Origin of the sequence: Nocardia sp. NPDC047648, assembly GCF_040642815.1 — a bacterium.
In the GTDB taxonomy this organism is placed as follows: Bacteria; Actinomycetota; Actinomycetes; order Mycobacteriales; family Mycobacteriaceae; genus Nocardia; species Nocardia gamkensis.
In genome coordinates this window covers 159044-175020 of the sequence record NZ_JBEYSX010000013.1, presented here as the reverse complement: position 1 = coordinate 175020, position 15977 = coordinate 159044, and the positions used below count along the sequence as shown (strand labels likewise).

Below are 15977 nucleotides of genomic sequence, written 5' to 3'. Positions count from 1 at the left end.
AGACATGACCGAAGCCGCCGCAGCACCGGACCACCTCGATGTCGTGATCGTCGGCGCCGGACTATCCGGCATCGGCGCGGCCTACCGGCTGCAGACCGAGTGCCGGGGCAAGACCTACGCCATCCTGGAGGCTCGCGACACCCTGGGCGGCACCTGGGACCTGTTCAAGTACCCGGGCATCCGATCGGACTCGGACATGTTCACCCTCGGCTACCCGTTCAAGCCGTGGCGTGACGCCAAGTCGATCGCCGACGGCCCATCGATCCTGCGCTACATCACCGAGACCGCGACCGAGCACGGCATCGACCGGCACATCCGTTACCGCACCAAGGTGATCGCCGCCGATTGGGACAGCGGCGCCGCGCGCTGGACGCTGACCCTCGAGCAGCGCGACGAGTCGGGCGCCACCGAGACGCGCACGCTCACCTGTGGCTTCCTCTACACCTGCGCCGGGTACTACGACTACGACCGGCCCTACGCGCCGGAGTTCCCCGGTATCTCGTCGTTCGCGGGTGAAGTGGTGCACCCGCAGTTCTGGCCCGAGGACTTCGACTATCGCGGCAAGCGCGTCGTGGTGATCGGCAGCGGCGCCACCGCGGTCACGCTGGTCCCGGCCATGGCGGAGCAAGCGCAACTGGTGACGATGCTGCAACGGTCGCCGACCTGGATCAGCGCCGTTCCGGGCCGGGACAAGGTGGCCGACAAGATTCGCGAGCTGCTGCCGCCGCGGCCTGCGCACCGCCTGATCCGAACCAAGAACATCCTGTTCGGCATCGGCTTCTACCAGTACTGCCGGCGCCGTCCGGAAGCGGCGCGCAAGCTGCTCACCGGTCTCACCACCCGCATCCTGAAGGACGACCGGGCCGTCGCCGAGCACTTCACACCCAGCTACAACCCCTGGGACCAGCGGCTGTGCGCCGTCCCGGACGCGGACTTCTTCAAGGCGATGAAGAAGGGCAAGGCCGAGGTCGTCACCGACCACATCGACACGTTCGTGCCGGAGGGCATCCGGCTGAAGTCCGGCAGGGTGCTCGAGGCGGACGTCGTGATCACCGCTACCGGGCTGCAACTGCTGGCCTTCGGCGGCATCACGCCCAGCGTCGACGGCGCGCGGGTCGAGTTGTCCGACCAGTTCGTCTGGCAGGGGACCATGCTCACCGGCGTCCCCAACTTCGCCGTGTGCATCGGATACACCAACGCCTCGTGGACCCTGCGCGCCGATCTCACCTCGCGGTTGATCTGCAAAGTGCTCAATCACATGGACCGCAAGGGCTACGCCGCCGTGGTGCCCGAGCCGCGGGGCGAACTCGGCGAACACCCGCTGCTGGACCTGGCCTCCGGCTACATCCAGCGCTCCATCGGCGACTTCCCCCGCCAGGGCGACCGTCATCCATGGAAGGTGCGGCAGAACTACCTGCTCGACTCGGCGACCACCCTGCGCACGGACTTGGACAAGACGCTCACCGGCATGCCGAAATCGGCGGTCCGGCCGCCGGTGCCCGTTTCCTAGCCCGGCGGAGGCGACCTATTCCGCGCCGGGGCGACCTATTCCGCGCCGAGGCGACCTATTCCGCGCCGAGGCGACCTATAGCGCGCGGAGGACGACGATGCCCTGGGTGGACCGCACGTACTCGGTGAAGGGCGAGTCCACCACTTTGTCGTTGCCCGCGAGCGAGGACGCGTTGCGGAAGACCGGCCCCGCGTCGGTCATGACGAAGATGCCGACGTGGGTGACGTCCAGGCCCGGCTGGTCGGTGTAGGCGCCGATGTAGTCGCCGGTGCGCAGCCCGTTGACGACGCTCTGGTCGACGGCCGCGCCGGGAATGTAGGTGATCGCGCGATCGACCACTGGGAGCCCTGGAAGGTAGTTGCCGCCGTCGGCTTTCGCGTTGAGGTGCTTGGTGACGGTCACCGCCGCGGGGCTCACCGCCGCTGTGACGTCGGTGGCCGCGACTCCGGTGGTGTGCGCCCAGTCGGTGAAGAAGTGTTTGCGCTGCCGGAAATCGACTCGGCCATCGGCGTAACGCGTCTCGATCAGGTTCCTGGTGAACTGGTCGCGGTCGGCGGATCTGCTGAGCGCCTCGACGTAATCGAGGTAGGTGAAGCAGTCCACCCTGCGGAAGTCGATGACCAGCTGTTCGGGCTGGGTCGCCGACCCGACCAGCATGTTCGCGCCGTAGGGCGTGCCGAGGAACGGACGCGACAGCAGCTCGATCAACTCCGCCTTGCTCGCCGAAGCGGGCGCCTGAGCGCGCAACGACAGCACTTCGTCGAGCTTGCGTGCGGTGAACTCGTCGAGCCGCGCGGCGTCCGGGGCGGCGAGCGCGGGCGGTGTCGACACCCCGGCGCAGACGAGGGCCGCGAGAACGAGCAGTACACGAGCGATGGTGCGCAAGACGCCTCCAGCAGCGGTGATCAGCCGATCGGGACACAACAGCGACCCCCACGGTAGCCCGGCGGCGGTCGCGCAGGGGGCGTCATCGCCTAGCGCCGTCCAAACACCCTTCCTGATGGACTGAACGCCGGGCCGCGTCGCAGCGACCCGAACGTCCAACCGAAAGGGATATCCGACATGACGAGAATCGTTCGAGCCACCCTCGCTCTCGGCGGTCTGCTCGCCGCAGGTGCGCTGCTGGTTCCGGCGACCGCCTCCGCGCAGCCGGGGCCGGGTGGACTGCTCGAAACAACATGCAGCTTCGCCCAGCTCGACGCCGCCGTCCACGCCCAGTTCCCCGATCTCGCCGCCCGGCTCGACGCGCATCCCGACCGCAAGGCGAAGTTGCAGGAGTTCCTGAGTCTCCCGGTCGAGCAGCGCAAGCAGCGTGCCCACGAGTTCCTGGACAAGCACCCGGAGGCCAAGGGCAGGCTCGAGGAGCGCCGCGACTCGCCGCAGGCGCAGGAGCACCGCGACAAGATGCGCGTCCTCGCCGAGACCTGCCACAACTACTGAGCCCCGACGGGCGAGGTGTCGGACTCGCCCGTACCCTCGGGCAGCCGCGCCGCGGTCGCGTCGACGTCGACGCGACCCCGGGCGGTGCGTCATCCCTGGGCGCGCGGGAATTCGACGGTGACCGCGAGACCGCCGTCCGCACGCGCCGCCGCACGGACCGTGCCCCCGTGGGCCTGTGCGACGGAGCGCACGATCGACAGGCCGAGCCCGGCGCCGCGTGCGCCGGAATCGGCCAAGCGTTCGGTGGTGGAGAGTCGGCGGAACGGTTCGAAGAGACTCTCGACCTCGAAAGCGGGGACCGGCGCACCGCTGTTCTCCACGGTGAGCACGGCGCGGTCGCCGATCGCTCGGGACCGGATGGCCACCCAGCCGTGCTCGGGGAGGTTGTAGCGCAGTGCGTTGTCCAGCAGATTGAGCACGAGGCGTTCCAGCAGCAGCGGATCTCCGAGCACAGTCGCGGATTCGAGATCGGCGGAGATCTCGGCCGCCGGCCGCGCGGCGCAGGTTCCGACCGCGTCGGCGGCGATCTCGGCGACATCGATGCGACGGTGTTCGGTCAGCCGCTGTTCGCTGGTGGCCAGCACCAGAAGGCCATCGATGAGCCGTTCGTGCCTGCGGTTGACCTCCAGGAGCGTGGCGCCGAGCCGGCGGGTGGACTCGGGAACGCCGGGGTCTTCCAACGCCACCTCGATCAGCGTCCGGTTGATGGTCAGCGGTGTGCGCAGCTCGTGGGAGGCGTTCGCCACGAACCGGCGCTGTCCGTCGAAGGCCCGGTCCAGGCGCTCGAGCATCGCGTCGAACGTGTCGGCCAGATCCTTGATCTCGTCCTGCGGACCGTCCAGGGCGATGCGCTCGTGCAGGCTGGTGTCGGCGACTCGCCGCGCGGTCGCGGTGATGCGTTGCAAGGGATGCAGGGCGCGTCCGGCCAGCAACCAGCCGAATCCGCCCGCGGCGATCCCCACCGCGCCGAGCGATACCAGCGACCAGACCAGCATGGCGCGCAAGGTGTCCCGCCGATTCCGCTGGGCCTGCTCGGTCAGCGCTTCGAACAACTCCGTGGAGCCCGGCGCCCGGTTCCGCTCGGCCCGTTCGAGCAGATACTGCCGCACCACCTGCTGCGCGCCGCCACCGGGCCGTCGCTCCAGCGACTGATTCAGGTAGAAGTACATCAACGCGATGAGTACCGCACCGGCCAGGAAGAACGCCGTCGCGTACAGCAGGGTGAGCCGCAGCCGGATCGTGCGCCCGCTCATCGGATCCGGTACCCCACGCCGGGCTCGGTCTCGATCACCCGCGGCTCGCCCAGCTTCCGCCGCACGTTCATGATCGTGTACCGCACGACGCCGGTGAACGGGTCGATGTGCTCGTCCCAGGCCTTCTCCAGCAGCTGCTCGGCCGAGACCACGCCGCCGTCCGCGCGCAGCAGTTCGGCTAGCACCGCGAACTCCTTGCGCGACAGCGTGACCGGTTCGCCGTTCCTGGTGACGGAGAACCGGTGCGGGTCGAGCCGGATGCCGGAGCGTTCCAGTACCGGGGGAGCGGCGCTGCGCGCCCGGCGCCCGAGCGCCTGGATACGGGCGACCAGCTCGGCGAACGCGAACGGTTTCGTCAGGTAGTCGTCGGCGCCCAGTCCCAGACCCGCTACCCGTTCGGCCACGGCGCTCGCCGCTGTGAGCATCAGGATCCGGGCCGAGCCGCCGGACGCGGTGAGCGTGCCGCACACCGCGTCACCGGAGACGCCGGGTAGATCCCGATCGAGGACCACCACGTCGTAGTCGTTGACGCCGGTACGCTCCAGCGCCGCCGCGCCGTCGTACACCACGTCGACCGCCATGGCATGTCGGCGCAGCCCATCGGCGATCGCGTCGGCCAGCAATGTCTCGTCCTCGACAACAAGCACCCGCACCCCGTCATCGTGCCCCCTGCCGCTGTTGGTTGGCCGTTAGTTCGGCCCGGGGCCGCCGTCCTGGGTAGGCTCGCGACGACCCGGCGCATCCGACTCCGCAGGAGAGACAAGTCATGGCAGGCGACTGGAACACCCAGATCATCGAAGAATTCCGCGCCAACCAGGGCAAGGTCGGCGGCCCCTTCGAGGGCCGCGAGCTGCTGCTGCTCACCAGCATCGGCGCCAAATCCGGTCTTCCGCGCACCAATCCGCTCGCGTTCATCCGCGACGGCGACGACATCGTGGTCATCGCCTCCAAAGCGGGCGCTCCGACCAATCCGGACTGGTTTCACAACGTGCGCGTCAATCCGACGGTCACCCTCGAGATCGGCACCGAAACCCTCGAGGCGACGGCGACCCCGATCACCGAAGGGCCGGAGCGCGATCGCCTCTACGCCGCGATGGTCGAGGTGATGCCCGGCTTCGCCGAGTACCAGGAGAAGACCGACCGGGTGATTCCGGTCGTCAAGCTGACGCCGCGCTGAGCAAAGCCGGTGCGCGGTTCGATCGTTGGGGACCTCGCCCCAGACCCGTTCCCAGTCGGCGCCGCATCCACCGCCGGGCTTGTCCGGTTCGCCGGGGCCCGGAGTCGTGCAGCGGATCGACGTTGCCACTGAGGAAGCGGCCGAGGCGAACCAGCCCCGATGCGCGGCGGCGAATTTCATGGCGCCGAGGCCAGGCGCCGCGGCTCGCCGGTGCACGCCGCGCGGAGAGGTCAGCCTGCCGTGATCCCGGTGATCAGCGTTTGATCGGTTCCGGTACGGGTGGTGATGAACTGGGTGAAGGTGTTCGGCGCTTCGTCCGGGAACTGCTGTGTCAACCGGACTTGCCACCGCGCTTGGCCGTCCGGGCCGTCCCCGGCCCGGGAGATCTCGACACAGTAGCGGGTGCCCGCAGGCACCTGGTTGATGCCGCGCTGGATCTGATCGGCGGGCGAGACCGCCGCGTCGGGGGCCACCACCGCGCGGGCCCGGTAGCCGGACCGTTCGGCGTAATAGGCGTACTCGAAGGCGAAGATCGCGTCGGGGCCGTTGCCGGTGCCGCCCGGATCGGTGCCGGAAACGACGTCGGCGGTGCGCTTCTGCTCACATCCCAGCGTGGCGATCGCCCACGGGGGCTTGACGCGTGAGGTGGATACCGAGGTCGTGGGGGCGGACCCGGCCGTACGCGGTGGCTGCGTCGCCGCCACTTTGCGCGAATTCGCGTCGGAACCGTAGATCATGGCCAGGCCGATGGAGACGGTGGCGACCACGATGCCGAGCACGATCAAGACCGTCAGTGAGCGGTTGCCGCGCTGTTGATCGGTGCGCCGAGGATGGCGCACGGGGGTGCCGGGATGGATACCGGAGCGATTGACGATCCCGGGCGTCGTGACGGGGCCGTCCTCGGACTCGACCGGCTCCGGCTCCGCGGGCGCGGGGCGCTGCTGCGCGGCCACCGGTTGCGGCACTCGCGCGGCCGGTGGCGCGGGTTCGAGCCATTGCTCCCACTCGCCGAGGCGCGGACGGACACTCTGTTGTTCCCGCGGGCGCGGCGGTTCCGCGGCCTCGTACTCCGGCTCCCGTCGACGAATCTGCTTGCGGCGTCCGGGTGAACGCCGTCGCTTCGACGGCTTGCTCGCGGGAATGCGCAGCATCGGCAGACCCGTGTCGAACGGATTGGCCTGGCCCGCGTCCTGACCGGGATGTTCCCGGTCAGGGGGTGTCATCGTCGAATTCGCCAAGCACCGGTACGACCGCTGTCACAGCGGACGGGATGGTCACGCCGAGCTGTCCGTCGCGCGGCTTGTGCTCGTGGTCCTCGCCGCCCGGTGGCGGAGCGGGCGGCAGCACCATGCCGCCGGTCGGGCCGGGATGAACGGGGCGGTCCGGGCTGCCCGCGGGCGTCGGCGGCGTCGCGTCACCGGGCGGTGCGACGGCGGGCGCCGGCTTGCTCTCCGGCTTCGGCACGTCCGCCCGCGCGGCGGGCGCGGAGTTGCCGGGCGGGATCACCGAACCGGGCCCGGTCGACGGCTTGTGCTCCTGCGACCCGCCGAAGTCGAACAGCTTCGAGGAATTCTTCGAGTCGTCGCCATTCGTGCCGGAGGTACCGGAGTTGGTGGTCGAGCCCGGGTTGATCAGTTCCGGGATCGCCTTGTCCGCGGCGGCCGCGACGGTGTCGATGCCGTGGATGCCGACTTCGGCGATCTTGTCGATGATGTGCGTGCCGATGTCGACGCCCGCGTTGATGGCCGTGGTGCCGAGGTCCACCCCCGCGGAGATCAGCTGCTGCTGCAATTGGAGCTGCGCGGCCATGGCCGGATCCATGGGCGTCGTGGTGGCCGGCGTCGTGGCGCCTGGTACGACCTGCCCGGAGGTGCCGGGGTTGACGGCCTGGCCCTGGCCGTGGGAGACGCCGGACGGTGCGGTGACCGTGAGCGGTCCCATCTCGTCGAGTCTCCTGGTGTGGTCGTCCATTTCGGTGCGCGCGGCCGTCACGGTGGTGAGCGCGTCGCGCAGCGCCTTGGTGGCGCGCGCGATGACCGCGTCGGTTTCCGGCGCGGAGGTCGAGTTGTCCAGGATCTCCCGTGCGTCGCGCCGGAAGTCGGCGATGATCTGGTCGACCTGCCGCGCCGCCCGCCCCGAGGTGGCGTGCGCGTCGGCGAGGACGGACAGGTAGGCGGGTCCCCGATCGGAGATGTCCCCGATCTGGGTCTGCGTCGTGCGCATCGCGGGCACCGCGCTGTCGGCGGCGCGGGATGTCCAGGTGGACTCCAGCGCGTGCAGGCCTTCGCGGTGCGGGCCCTCGGTGTCCGCCACCTGGGTGGAGGCGGCCGAGAGCGCCCCGGTCGCGGCCGCGCTGGGCACTCCGACGCCGGTGCCGAGCGAGGAGCGCAGCGTCAGCAGCGGGCGGACCAGGGCGGCCACGATCGGCGGGTCGGCCCCCGGTTCGGTGCTCGACGGCCGGGTGGTCTCGGCGGCGGGCTGGGTGGTGTGCGTGCGTTTCCGCAGTCCCATAAGGCTTCTCATGCCAGCGCCTCTCCCGAACGGGTGATCGCGCCCGCCGTTTCGGCGTCGACCTCCTGCGCGTTCTCGCTGTAACCGCGCAGGACCCGGCCGTAGGCGCCGACCAGTTGTCCGGCGGTCGACAGCGCTTCCGCGTGTTCGGAGACGGCCGCCGAGAAGCGCGCCGCGAATTCCGCGCCCACGAGACCGAGATCGGCGGCCAGCCGGTCGGGATCCACCGCGCCGGAGGCGACCGTGGCCGCCGACGCCAATTGTTTCGACACCGCGTCCGCAATCGCGGTGTAGGCGGCCATCGCCGCCGGGTCGAGCTTGAGCGTGTCCACTGTTCCCCTCCCGGATCCCAGTCTGTCGCTACCGCGCCATGATTCAACGCCAAGGGTACTGTGCCGGAGCGCTGTCATGCGCCCGATCCTCGGTGGTCCGTTTCGCATAGTTGCCACCCTTCCGCGTGTCCGGCGCGCGGCGCGGCGCGAGCGCGATCCCGCCGCGGCCGCGGACTTGGTCCCTGGCATCGGCCGACGCCGCTGTTCACGCCCTTCGCCGCGCCGGCCGCATCGGCGTCCACCTGAGCAAACGCGCGCGTGTCGAGATTGTTATTCGGAACAACAAATTACCTGTTGTGCGCTCCGTCACAGTCCAATATGTTGCTGTGAACAACATTCGCTCCACTCCGACCGGCCGGGACCTCGTCCCGGCCGGTGATGAAAGGCCCACTCATGCGCAAGGGCATGTTCAGCGCTGCCGCGTTGTCGTTCGCGCTCCTGGCCGCCACGCTCACCGCGTGCGGCGACGATTCCGCGAGTTCCGGCGGCAAAACGCAGATCGGCGTGATCCTCCCGGACAGCAAGACATCCGCCCGTTGGGAGACGGCGGACCGCAAGTACTTACAGCAGGCGTTCGAGGCCGCGGGCGTCCAGGCCGATATCCAGAACGCCCAGGGCGACAAGAACGCCTTCCAGACCATCGCCGACCAGATGATCACCAACGGCGCCACGGTCCTGGTGATGACCAACCTGGACAGCGGCACCGGCAAAGCGGTGATCCAGAAGGCGAAGTCGCAGGGCGTCACCGTGATCGACTACGACCGGCTCACTCTCGGCGGCGGCGCCCAGTACTACGTCTCCTTCGACAACGTGAAGGTCGGCAGCCTGCTCGGCGAGGGCGTCGCGCAGTGCCTGACCGGTCGCGACGCGGTGCGTCCGGTGGTCGCGTATCTCAACGGCGGACCGACCGACAACAACGCCACGCTGTTGAAGACCGGCTACGACGGAGTGCTGAAGGCGCGGTTCGACGCGGGCCAGTACGTCAAGGGGCCCGATCAGGCCGTCCCGGAATGGGACAACACGAAGGCGGGCACCATCTTCGAACAGATGCTCACCGGTCGGCCGGACATCGGGGGAGTAGTCGCGGCCAACGACGGTTTGGCCAACGCCGCGATCGCGGTGCTGAAGAAACAGAAGCTGAACGGGCAGGTGCCGGTCAGCGGGCAGGACGCCACGGTCCAGGGCCTGCAGAACGTCCTGGCGGGCGACCAGTGCATGACCGTCTACAAGGCGATCCGGAAGGAGGCCGAGGCGACCGCGAAACTCGCAGTGGCCCTGGTGAAGGGGGAGCAGGGCAGCACCAACGGCGCGGTGCGCGACCCGGAGTCCAACGCCGACGTGCCGTCGGTGCTGCTGGAGCCCAAGCCGATCTACCCGCGCGACGTCAAGGACGTGGTTGCCGACGGCTACGTCACCAAGGCCGAGCTGTGCACCGGCGAGTTCGCGAAACTCTGCGCGGACAACGGGATCTGATATCGCATGCTCCTTCCGCGGTTCGATGAGGGGATCGCGGAAGGGGCTCCATCCTTCGGAGGAGCTACCCAATGTCCGAACTGCCGGTCATCGAATTACGCGGAGTAGAGAAAAGCTTCGGTCCCGTCCACGTCCTGCACGAAGTCGCCTTCAGCGCCTATCCCGGCGAGGTGACCGCTCTCGTCGGCGACAACGGCGCGGGCAAGTCCACCCTGGTCAAATGCATCGGCGGCACCCATCCGATCGACGAGGGCGAATTCCTCTTCGAGGGCACGCCGGTGCAGGTGCACAGCCCGCGCGACGCGGCGGCGCTCGGCATCGAGATCGTCTACCAGGATCTCGCGCTCTGCGACAACCTGGACATCGTCCAGAACATGTTTCTCGGCCGGGAACGCAGGCGCGGTCTCGTGCTCGACGAATACGCGATGGAGGAACTCGCCGGGAAGACGCTGGCGAGCCTGTCGGTGCGCACCGTCAAATCGGTGCGGCAACAGGTTGCCAGCCTGTCCGGCGGACAGCGCCAGACGGTGGCCATCGCGAAAGCCGTGCTGTGGAACAGCAAGGTGGTGATCCTCGACGAGCCGACGGCCGCGCTGGGCGTCGCGCAGACCCAGCAGGTGCTCGAGCTGGTGCGCAGGCTCGCCGACCAGGGGCTGGCGGTGGTGCTCATCTCGCACAACATGAACGACGTCTTCGCGGTGTCCGACCGGATCGCCGCGCTCTACCTGGGCCGGATGGCCGCCCAGGTACGGACCTCCGACGTGACGCACGCGCAGGTCGTCGAATTGATCACGGCGGGACGCAGCGGCGCGCTCGGCCTCGAGGCGAGCGGAGCGACCCGATGACCGCGGTGACCACCGAGCGGCGACCGGTGGCGGCGCCGGTGACCGACCTGATGAGCGGCTACGTCGGCCGGGTGCGCGGCGGCGACATGGGTGCGTTGCCCTCGGTGATCGCACTCGTCGTGCTCTCGGCCGTCTTCTGGGCGGCGCGCCCGGTGTTCATGTCCGAGGCCAACTTCGCCAATCTGTTCACGCAGGGTGCGGCGATCGCGGTGATCGCGATGGGGCTGATCTTCGTGCTGCTGCTCGGCGAGATCGATCTGTCGGCCGGGTTCACCAGCGGTGTATGCGCCGCCGTGCTCGCCGTGCTGCTCACCGACAAAGGATGGCCCTGGTACGCGGCGGTGCTGGTGTCGCTGCTCACCGGCGTGGTGATCGGGCTCGTGATCGGCACGGTCGTGGTGAAGATCGGAATCCCGTCGTTCGTGGTGACGCTGGCGGCGTTCCTCGCGTTGCAGGGCGTGGCGCTGAAGATCATGGACAACGGTCGCAACATCTCCATCCGCGACGAGACGATCGTCGCGATCGCGAACAAGAACGTGCCGCCGGCGATCGGCTGGGCGTTGTACGCGGTGCTGGTCGCCGGATTCGCGCTCGTGCAGTACCGGAAGTTGCGGGCGCGCAGGAAACTCGGGCTCACCGGCACGACGGCGCGGGCGGTCGTGGTGCGCGTCGTGCTGCTGGCGATCGTGGCGGGGGCGGCGGTGCTGGTGCTCAACGGCGAGCGCAGCCGCAACCCGGCGTTGCACTCGCTGGCGGGGATGCCCATCGTCGTGCCGCTGATCGTGGCGCTGTTGCTGCTGTGGACGTTCGTGCTGGACCGCACCGCGTTCGGCAGGCACATCTACGCCGTCGGCGGCAACGCCGAGGCCGCCAGGCGCGCGGGCATCGCCGTGGATCGCGTGAAGATCACCGCCTTCGTGCTGTGTTCGACCATGGCGGCGGTCGGCGGCCTCATCGCCGCGTCGCGCGCGAACTCCGTCGATCCGAACACCGGCGGCAGCGACGTGCTGCTCACGGCGGTCGGCGCGGCGGTGATCGGCGGCACCAGCCTGTTCGGCGGCCGCGGGCGGATGCTGGACGCCGTGCTCGGCGCCGCGGTGGTCGCGGTGATCAACAACGGCATGGGGCTGATGGGCTACAGCGCGGGCACGAAATTCGTTGTGACAGGATTCGTGCTGCTCTTGGCGGCCGGAGTGGACGCCCTGTCCCGTAGGCGTGCGCTCCTACAGCGATGAACCCCCCAGCCCCGTGACGAAAGCCCGGTGAATGCGAGCAGCACCTTCGCCCGAGGAGATCCGCACGCGCAATCTCGCCGCGTTGCTGCGGCATGTGCACCGTGACGGCGCGGTGTCGCGCGCCGCGCTCGCCGAGCGAATGGGGCTGAACCGCAGCACGATTCTCGCGCTCACCACCGATCTGGCGGCGGCAGGTCTGGTGAGCGAGGAATTGCCCGGGCAGACCGGACGGGCGGGCAGGCCGTCGCTGGTGGTGCGGCCGCGGGCCGACCGGGTCTACGTCGTCGCGCTGGACGTCGGCGCCGACCGCCTCGCCGCCGCGCGGGTCGGGCTGGGCGGTTCGGTGCTCGAGCGCACCGAGACCGCCCGTCCCGGCGGCGCGTTCGACCCGGACGAGGTGATCGCCGCGCTCGCGGCGATGGCCAGGGCGATGATCGCCACGGCCGCGCCCGACGCTCGGTGCGTCGGCGTCGGGGTCGCGTTCTGCGGCATGGTCCGCGAGGAGGACGGCGTGGTGCGGTACGGGCCGAACCTCGGCTGGGTGGACGTCGCGTTCGGCGCCGCCCTGACCAGGGAACTCGATCTCGGCCTGCGCGTCGCGGTCGGCAACAACGCCAACCTCGGCGCGCTGGCCGAACGCGAACGCGGTGTCTGCGTCGGCCTGGCGAACTCGATCTACCTGCACGGCGATGTCGGCATCGGTGGCGGGATCATCGTCAACGGCGAATTGCTCGGTGGGGACGGCGGTTACGGCGGGGAAGTCGGCCACATGATCGTGAATCCGGGCGGGCGGCCCTGCGCGTGCGGATCCCGGGGCTGTCTGGAGGCCGAAGCGGGCGAACTCGGGTTGATCGCGGCGGCGGGACGCAGCGATCCGCCCGGGCAAGCGGCGGTGGACGCCATCGTCGAGGCCGCCGCCCGCGGCGACACGGCGGCGCGGGACGCGCTGCGCCAGGTCGGTGAATGGCTCGGCTACGGCGTCGCCAATCTGGTGAACGTCTTCAATCCGTCGGTGGTGGTGTTCGGCGGCGTGCTGCGGGAGATCTATCTGGCCTCGGCGGCACAGGTGCGCAGCCGATTGGCGGTGAACGGCCTGCAAGCCGTCCGCGAACGGGTCCGGTTGCGCACCAGCGCGCTCGGCGGCGACGCGACCCTGATCGGTGCCGCGGAACTGGCCTTCACCGACGTGCTCACCGATCCGTTGCAGACGCCTGCCCGACCGTCCGCCGCGCGCGCCTGAGGATTTAGGCCGGATTCACGCGGCCCCTGCCGCGCTGAACTCCGACAGGTGGCCGGCGAGCAGTCGTACGCGCACCCGCTGTTCCTCGGTCGTTTCCTCGGGGTGGTGGATCTCGATGCTCAGGCGGTCGTCGAAGGTGCTGATGATGATGGTGCCGCTCGGCTGCTGGAGCCGGTGCCCGGTCTTGTCCGGCTTGCCGAGCATGATCGAGCGGAAGTCGGTGATCCGCAGCTCGTCCGGCACCCGTGGTCTGCGCACACGTCCCCAATTGGTGGCCAGCACGATTCCCGGCGCGCGCGGCGGAGGGCCCGCGGTGATCTCGGGGATGTGCAGCGGGGTCTGCTGCACCATGCCCTTGTCGAGTCCGGCGCGCAGCGTATCGCTGATGTCGCGGGCCAGATCGACAAGCGTCGCGCCGGGACGCCGCGCCGGGACGAAGTTCGCGAAGCCGAGCACGTTGGTGCCTTCGGTCATCCCGATCGGTGGCGTCACCCGGCTGCGCAGGTCGACCGAGTAGGTGTAGGCCAGGTCGGTCAGCGGCAGCCCGCGCAACTCGGCCTCGGTGAGCAGGATCGCGGCGGAGGCGAGGCCGTTGATCGTGGTGTGCTCCCGGTGCCCGAGCTCGACCAGCGCCGCGGTCTGCTTCCGGGTCAGCCTGCAGCGTGCGGTGCGGGGGACGAGGTAGCCGGGATCCTCCGGGCCCGAGCGACTCCGGGCGACCTCCACGGGGCGGTGCGGCACGGCCGTGGCGTCGATCTTCCGCACGCCGCGCTCGTGCAGCAGGTCTTCCACCGAACGCGGGAAGCCGTGTGGCGGCAGGTCGGCCTGCCCGCGCCGGACGAGGTCGGTGTAGCAGGACCACAGCTCGGCGAACACGGCCAGCGAATGATAGGCATCCGCGACGCTGTGGTGGGTCACCAAGGTGACCCCCGCGCCTGCGCCGTCGCGCACGACGCCCAGCGCGGCGACCGCGGTGCGCTGGTCGAGCCGGGCGCCGGTGAGCAACCGCTCGGGATCGCCTTCGGCGACCGTCAGCTCCGGTGCGGCTCCCGCTGATTCGAGCAGAAGGTGCCCGCCGCGCCCGTCCGGCTCCAGCCGGGCGCCGAGGATCGGGCGGGAGCGAACCACGGCTTCGAACGCCGCCGACAGCGCGGCGAGATCCAACCGCCCCGCGACCCGAAGCGAATAGCCGACGAGCACTTCGCTGTTGGCGAAGATCGCCTCGCTCGGCGCCAGCGGACGGATGACGGTTGCTGCGGTCATGTCGCTTCCTTCACCTGAGCCTGTCCCGAGGCTAGTCCGAAGCCCGGACGCGCCAGGCTTTTTCGGCAGCATCATGTGTTTCCTGTATCGGCGGATCCGTGGCCGCCGTTTCGTCTCGTTGCCGTAACGACACCTGGTCCGAAACCCGCCCTCCGGCCCGGAGCCCAGGGTTAGCTGCGCCAGCTCCTAGAGTGATACTCTAGAGTTCTGCTCTAGAGGAGGCTGTCATGACCGAACTCGTCACCTACCGGCTCGACGACGGGGTCGCCACGATCACGCTCGACGACGGCAAGGCGAATGTCATGTCCGAGAACATGATCGGCGCCATCGCCGCCGCCCTGGACCGGGCCGAGGCCGACCGGGCGGTCGTCCTGTTGACCGGGCGCCCCCGGATGTTCTCGGCCGGCTACGACCTGGCGACGTTCTCCCGTTCCGCCGACGACATCCGCCGTACCCTGCGAGCCGGGGGCAATCTGGTCCATCGGCTGCTCGGTTTCCCGTATCCCGTCGTGGCGGCCTGTCCGGGGCACGCGATCGCGCAGGGAGCGTTCACGCTGCTGGCCACGGACGTGCGATTCGGTGTCACGGGGGATTTCAAACTGGGCCTCAACGAGGTCGTCATCGGGCTGACCATCCCGCACTACGGCGTGGAAGCGGCGCGGCACCGGCTCACCGCGCCCGGATTCGACCGGGCGGCGAACACCGGAATCCTGGTCGGGCCCGAGGAAGCCAGGGAAATGGGCTTTCTCGACGTGCTCGCCGCCGACGCGGACGACCTGCGCACACGCGCGACAGCCGAAGCGCACCGATTGACCGGAATCGACTTCGCGGCGCACGCCGGGACGAAACTGCGGGTGCGCGCGCAGGTGCTCGCCGCGGTCCGTTCCGGCGTCGACGCCGAGTTCGGCGCGTAGCGGGCCGTGCGCACCCGGGAGCGGATCCTGGCCGAGGCGACCGAACAGCTCCTGGCCAAGGGGTATTCGTCGTTCACGATGGCCGGCGTGCGCGATCGGCTGGGCTTGTCCAGCGGCAGCATGTTCCACGCGTTCGGGTCGAAAGCCGAATTGGCCGCCGCGGTCTACGTCTCCGGGATGCTCGACTATCAGCGGACCGTGCTGGAGGACCTCGACGCGCCGGATATCGGTGCCGAGCAGGCGATCCGCGCGATGCTCGCGGCCCATCTCGGCTGGGTGCAGGATCATCGTGATCTCGCCCGCTTCCTGTTCGCCACCTTGCCGGACGAGGTGGCGCGCGCCGCCGAGCCCGAACTGGCCCAGCACAACCGGGCCTTCTTCGGCGCGCTGCGCCGCAGGTATCGAGAGTTGCTCGGAACCGAGGACGTGGGCGGCGACGGCTATCCGGTGGCCCACGCGATCTGCGTCGGACCGGCGCAGGAGTATTGCAGGCAGTGGGTGCGCGGGCGCGTATCGCCGCCGCCGCGCTCGCTGACCGCGACCTTCCAGGATGCCGCCGTCGCCGCCCTCGCCACGCTGAGGGGTTAGCCGCTCCTGCTCACCACGAGGCCGGGACTTGACGAACGATGGAGTACCGGGACGCGGGTCCGCGCCGAGCGTGGCGCGGTACCGCCCGCCGATGCACGAACCGGCCGGTACACCGTCGACTGCTGTTCACCGCCATGCGGCCCGGGTCGCACGGCACCGATGGCCGTCGGCTCGCGCGCGGATCTCCGCGCCGGTT

General features: G+C 69.8%; 16 protein-coding genes. 9 read left to right on the top strand and 7 right to left on the bottom strand.

The window, feature by feature from the left end:
• The first annotated feature begins 4 nt into the window (after window positions 1-4).
• On the top strand, window positions 5-1510 hold the full coding sequence (locus ABZ803_RS25810; protein WP_357043022.1) for an NAD(P)/FAD-dependent oxidoreductase: 1506 nt from the start codon (window positions 5-7) through the stop codon (window positions 1508-1510).
• A 75-nt stretch (window positions 1511-1585) separates the two neighbouring features.
• On the opposite strand, the gene ABZ803_RS25805 is transcribed toward ABZ803_RS25810, so the two are convergent.
• Window positions 1586-2395 carry a DUF1460 domain-containing protein gene (locus tag ABZ803_RS25805; RefSeq protein WP_357043020.1) on the bottom strand — a complete coding sequence of 270 codons (810 nt, stop codon included), beginning with the start codon at window positions 2393-2395 and terminating at the stop codon, window positions 1586-1588.
• A gap of 177 nt (window positions 2396-2572) precedes the next feature.
• Here ABZ803_RS25805 and ABZ803_RS25800 point away from each other — a divergent pair, with 177 nt between their 5' ends.
• Complete coding sequence (locus ABZ803_RS25800) at window positions 2573-2950, top strand: hemophore-related protein (RefSeq protein WP_357043018.1); 378 nt, start codon at window positions 2573-2575, stop codon at window positions 2948-2950.
• An 89-nt stretch (window positions 2951-3039) separates the two neighbouring features.
• Here the strand turns inward: ABZ803_RS25800 and ABZ803_RS25795 are convergent, their stop codons facing one another.
• Window positions 3040-4203: a HAMP domain-containing sensor histidine kinase gene (locus tag ABZ803_RS25795; RefSeq protein ID WP_357043016.1), complete on the bottom strand. Its 1164-nt coding sequence runs from the start codon at window positions 4201-4203 to the stop codon at window positions 3040-3042.
• Window positions 4200-4856: a response regulator transcription factor gene (locus ABZ803_RS25790; RefSeq protein ID WP_174371785.1), complete on the bottom strand. Its 657-nt coding sequence runs from the start codon at window positions 4854-4856 to the stop codon at window positions 4200-4202. Before ABZ803_RS25790 ends, ABZ803_RS25795 begins: the two co-directional genes overlap by 4 nt.
• Window positions 4857-4969: 113 nt before the next feature.
• On the opposite strand from ABZ803_RS25790, the gene ABZ803_RS25785 reads away from it, so the two are divergent.
• On the top strand, window positions 4970-5380 hold the full coding sequence (locus ABZ803_RS25785) for a nitroreductase family deazaflavin-dependent oxidoreductase (protein WP_062971649.1): 411 nt from the start codon (window positions 4970-4972) through the stop codon (window positions 5378-5380).
• Window positions 5381-5610: 230 nt separating this feature from the next.
• On the opposite strand, the gene ABZ803_RS25780 is transcribed toward ABZ803_RS25785, so the two are convergent.
• From ABZ803_RS25780 to ABZ803_RS25770, 3 genes are read right to left on the bottom strand one after another with little or no spacing between them, the layout of a single operon-like run.
• Window positions 5611-6603: a hypothetical protein gene (locus ABZ803_RS25780; protein ID WP_357043014.1), complete on the bottom strand. Its 993-nt coding sequence runs from the start codon at window positions 6601-6603 to the stop codon at window positions 5611-5613.
• Entirely contained in the window at window positions 6590-7903 is a 1314-nt protein-coding gene (locus tag ABZ803_RS25775; RefSeq protein ID WP_357043012.1) for a hypothetical protein, read from the bottom strand. The genes ABZ803_RS25780 and ABZ803_RS25775 overlap by 14 nt, the downstream gene beginning before the upstream one ends.
• Complete coding sequence (locus ABZ803_RS25770) at window positions 7900-8223, bottom strand: hypothetical protein (protein WP_040865232.1); 324 nt, start codon at window positions 8221-8223, stop codon at window positions 7900-7902. The genes ABZ803_RS25775 and ABZ803_RS25770 overlap by 4 nt, the downstream gene beginning before the upstream one ends.
• A gap of 378 nt (window positions 8224-8601) precedes the next feature.
• Between ABZ803_RS25770 and ABZ803_RS25765 the strand changes: the two genes are divergently transcribed.
• From ABZ803_RS25765 to ABZ803_RS25750, 4 genes are all read left to right on the top strand, one after another.
• On the top strand, window positions 8602-9696 hold the full coding sequence (locus ABZ803_RS25765; protein WP_357043009.1) for a substrate-binding domain-containing protein: 1095 nt from the start codon (window positions 8602-8604) through the stop codon (window positions 9694-9696).
• Window positions 9697-9767: 71 nt separating this feature from the next.
• The gene (locus tag ABZ803_RS25760) at window positions 9768-10541 is read left to right on the top strand and encodes an ATP-binding cassette domain-containing protein (protein WP_357043007.1); all 774 of its coding nucleotides are present in this window, start codon (window positions 9768-9770) and stop codon (window positions 10539-10541) included.
• Window positions 10538-11776 carry an ABC transporter permease gene (locus tag ABZ803_RS25755; RefSeq protein WP_357043006.1) on the top strand — a complete coding sequence of 413 codons (1239 nt, stop codon included), beginning with the start codon at window positions 10538-10540 and terminating at the stop codon, window positions 11774-11776. The genes ABZ803_RS25760 and ABZ803_RS25755 overlap by 4 nt, the downstream gene beginning before the upstream one ends.
• A 31-nt stretch (window positions 11777-11807) precedes the next feature.
• Window positions 11808-13016, top strand: a complete 1209-nt coding sequence (locus ABZ803_RS25750; RefSeq protein WP_357043004.1) for an ROK family transcriptional regulator — start codon at window positions 11808-11810, stop codon at window positions 13014-13016.
• Window positions 13017-13031: 15 nt separating this feature from the next.
• Here ABZ803_RS25750 and ABZ803_RS25745 read toward each other — a convergent pair whose 3' ends face one another.
• On the bottom strand, window positions 13032-14279 hold the full coding sequence (locus ABZ803_RS25745) for a hypothetical protein (protein ID WP_357043002.1): 1248 nt from the start codon (window positions 14277-14279) through the stop codon (window positions 13032-13034).
• A gap of 227 nt (window positions 14280-14506) precedes the next feature.
• On the opposite strand from ABZ803_RS25745, the gene ABZ803_RS25740 reads away from it, so the two are divergent.
• Window positions 14507-15193, top strand: coding sequence for a crotonase/enoyl-CoA hydratase family protein (locus ABZ803_RS25740; protein ID WP_357043000.1), 687 nt, complete (start codon window positions 14507-14509; stop codon window positions 15191-15193).
• A gap of 6 nt (window positions 15194-15199) precedes the next feature.
• Window positions 15200-15781 (top strand): TetR/AcrR family transcriptional regulator, encoded by a 582-nt coding sequence (locus tag ABZ803_RS25735; RefSeq protein WP_357042998.1) that lies wholly within the window; start codon window positions 15200-15202, stop codon window positions 15779-15781.
• Window positions 15782-15977 lie beyond the last annotated feature (196 nt).

Excerpts from the sequence above, each read along its gene's own strand:
- ABZ803_RS25750 (WP_357043004.1), top strand. The coding sequence starts at position 11,808 with ATGCGAGCAGCACCTTCGCCCGAGGAGATCCGCACGCGCAATCTCGCC.
- ABZ803_RS25800 (WP_357043018.1), top strand. The coding sequence starts at position 2,573 with ATGACGAGAATCGTTCGAGCCACCCTCGCTCTCGGCGGTCTGCTCGCC.
- ABZ803_RS25740 (WP_357043000.1), top strand. The coding sequence starts at position 14,507 with ATGACCGAACTCGTCACCTACCGGCTCGACGACGGGGTCGCCACGATC.
- ABZ803_RS25785 (WP_062971649.1), top strand. The coding sequence starts at position 4,970 with ATGGCAGGCGACTGGAACACCCAGATCATCGAAGAATTCCGCGCCAAC.
- ABZ803_RS25755 (WP_357043006.1), top strand. The coding sequence starts at position 10,538 with ATGACCGCGGTGACCACCGAGCGGCGACCGGTGGCGGCGCCGGTGACC.
- ABZ803_RS25775 (WP_357043012.1), bottom strand. The coding sequence starts at position 7,903 with ATGAGAAGCCTTATGGGACTGCGGAAACGCACGCACACCACCCAGCCC.
- ABZ803_RS25760 (WP_357043007.1), top strand. The coding sequence starts at position 9,768 with ATGTCCGAACTGCCGGTCATCGAATTACGCGGAGTAGAGAAAAGCTTC.
- ABZ803_RS25780 (WP_357043014.1), bottom strand. The coding sequence starts at position 6,603 with ATGACACCCCCTGACCGGGAACATCCCGGTCAGGACGCGGGCCAGGCC.
- ABZ803_RS25810 (WP_357043022.1), top strand. The coding sequence starts at position 5 with ATGACCGAAGCCGCCGCAGCACCGGACCACCTCGATGTCGTGATCGTC.
- ABZ803_RS25745 (WP_357043002.1), bottom strand. The coding sequence starts at position 14,279 with ATGACCGCAGCAACCGTCATCCGTCCGCTGGCGCCGAGCGAGGCGATC.
- ABZ803_RS25765 (WP_357043009.1), top strand. The coding sequence starts at position 8,602 with ATGAAAGGCCCACTCATGCGCAAGGGCATGTTCAGCGCTGCCGCGTTG.
- ABZ803_RS25795 (WP_357043016.1), bottom strand. The coding sequence starts at position 4,203 with ATGAGCGGGCGCACGATCCGGCTGCGGCTCACCCTGCTGTACGCGACG.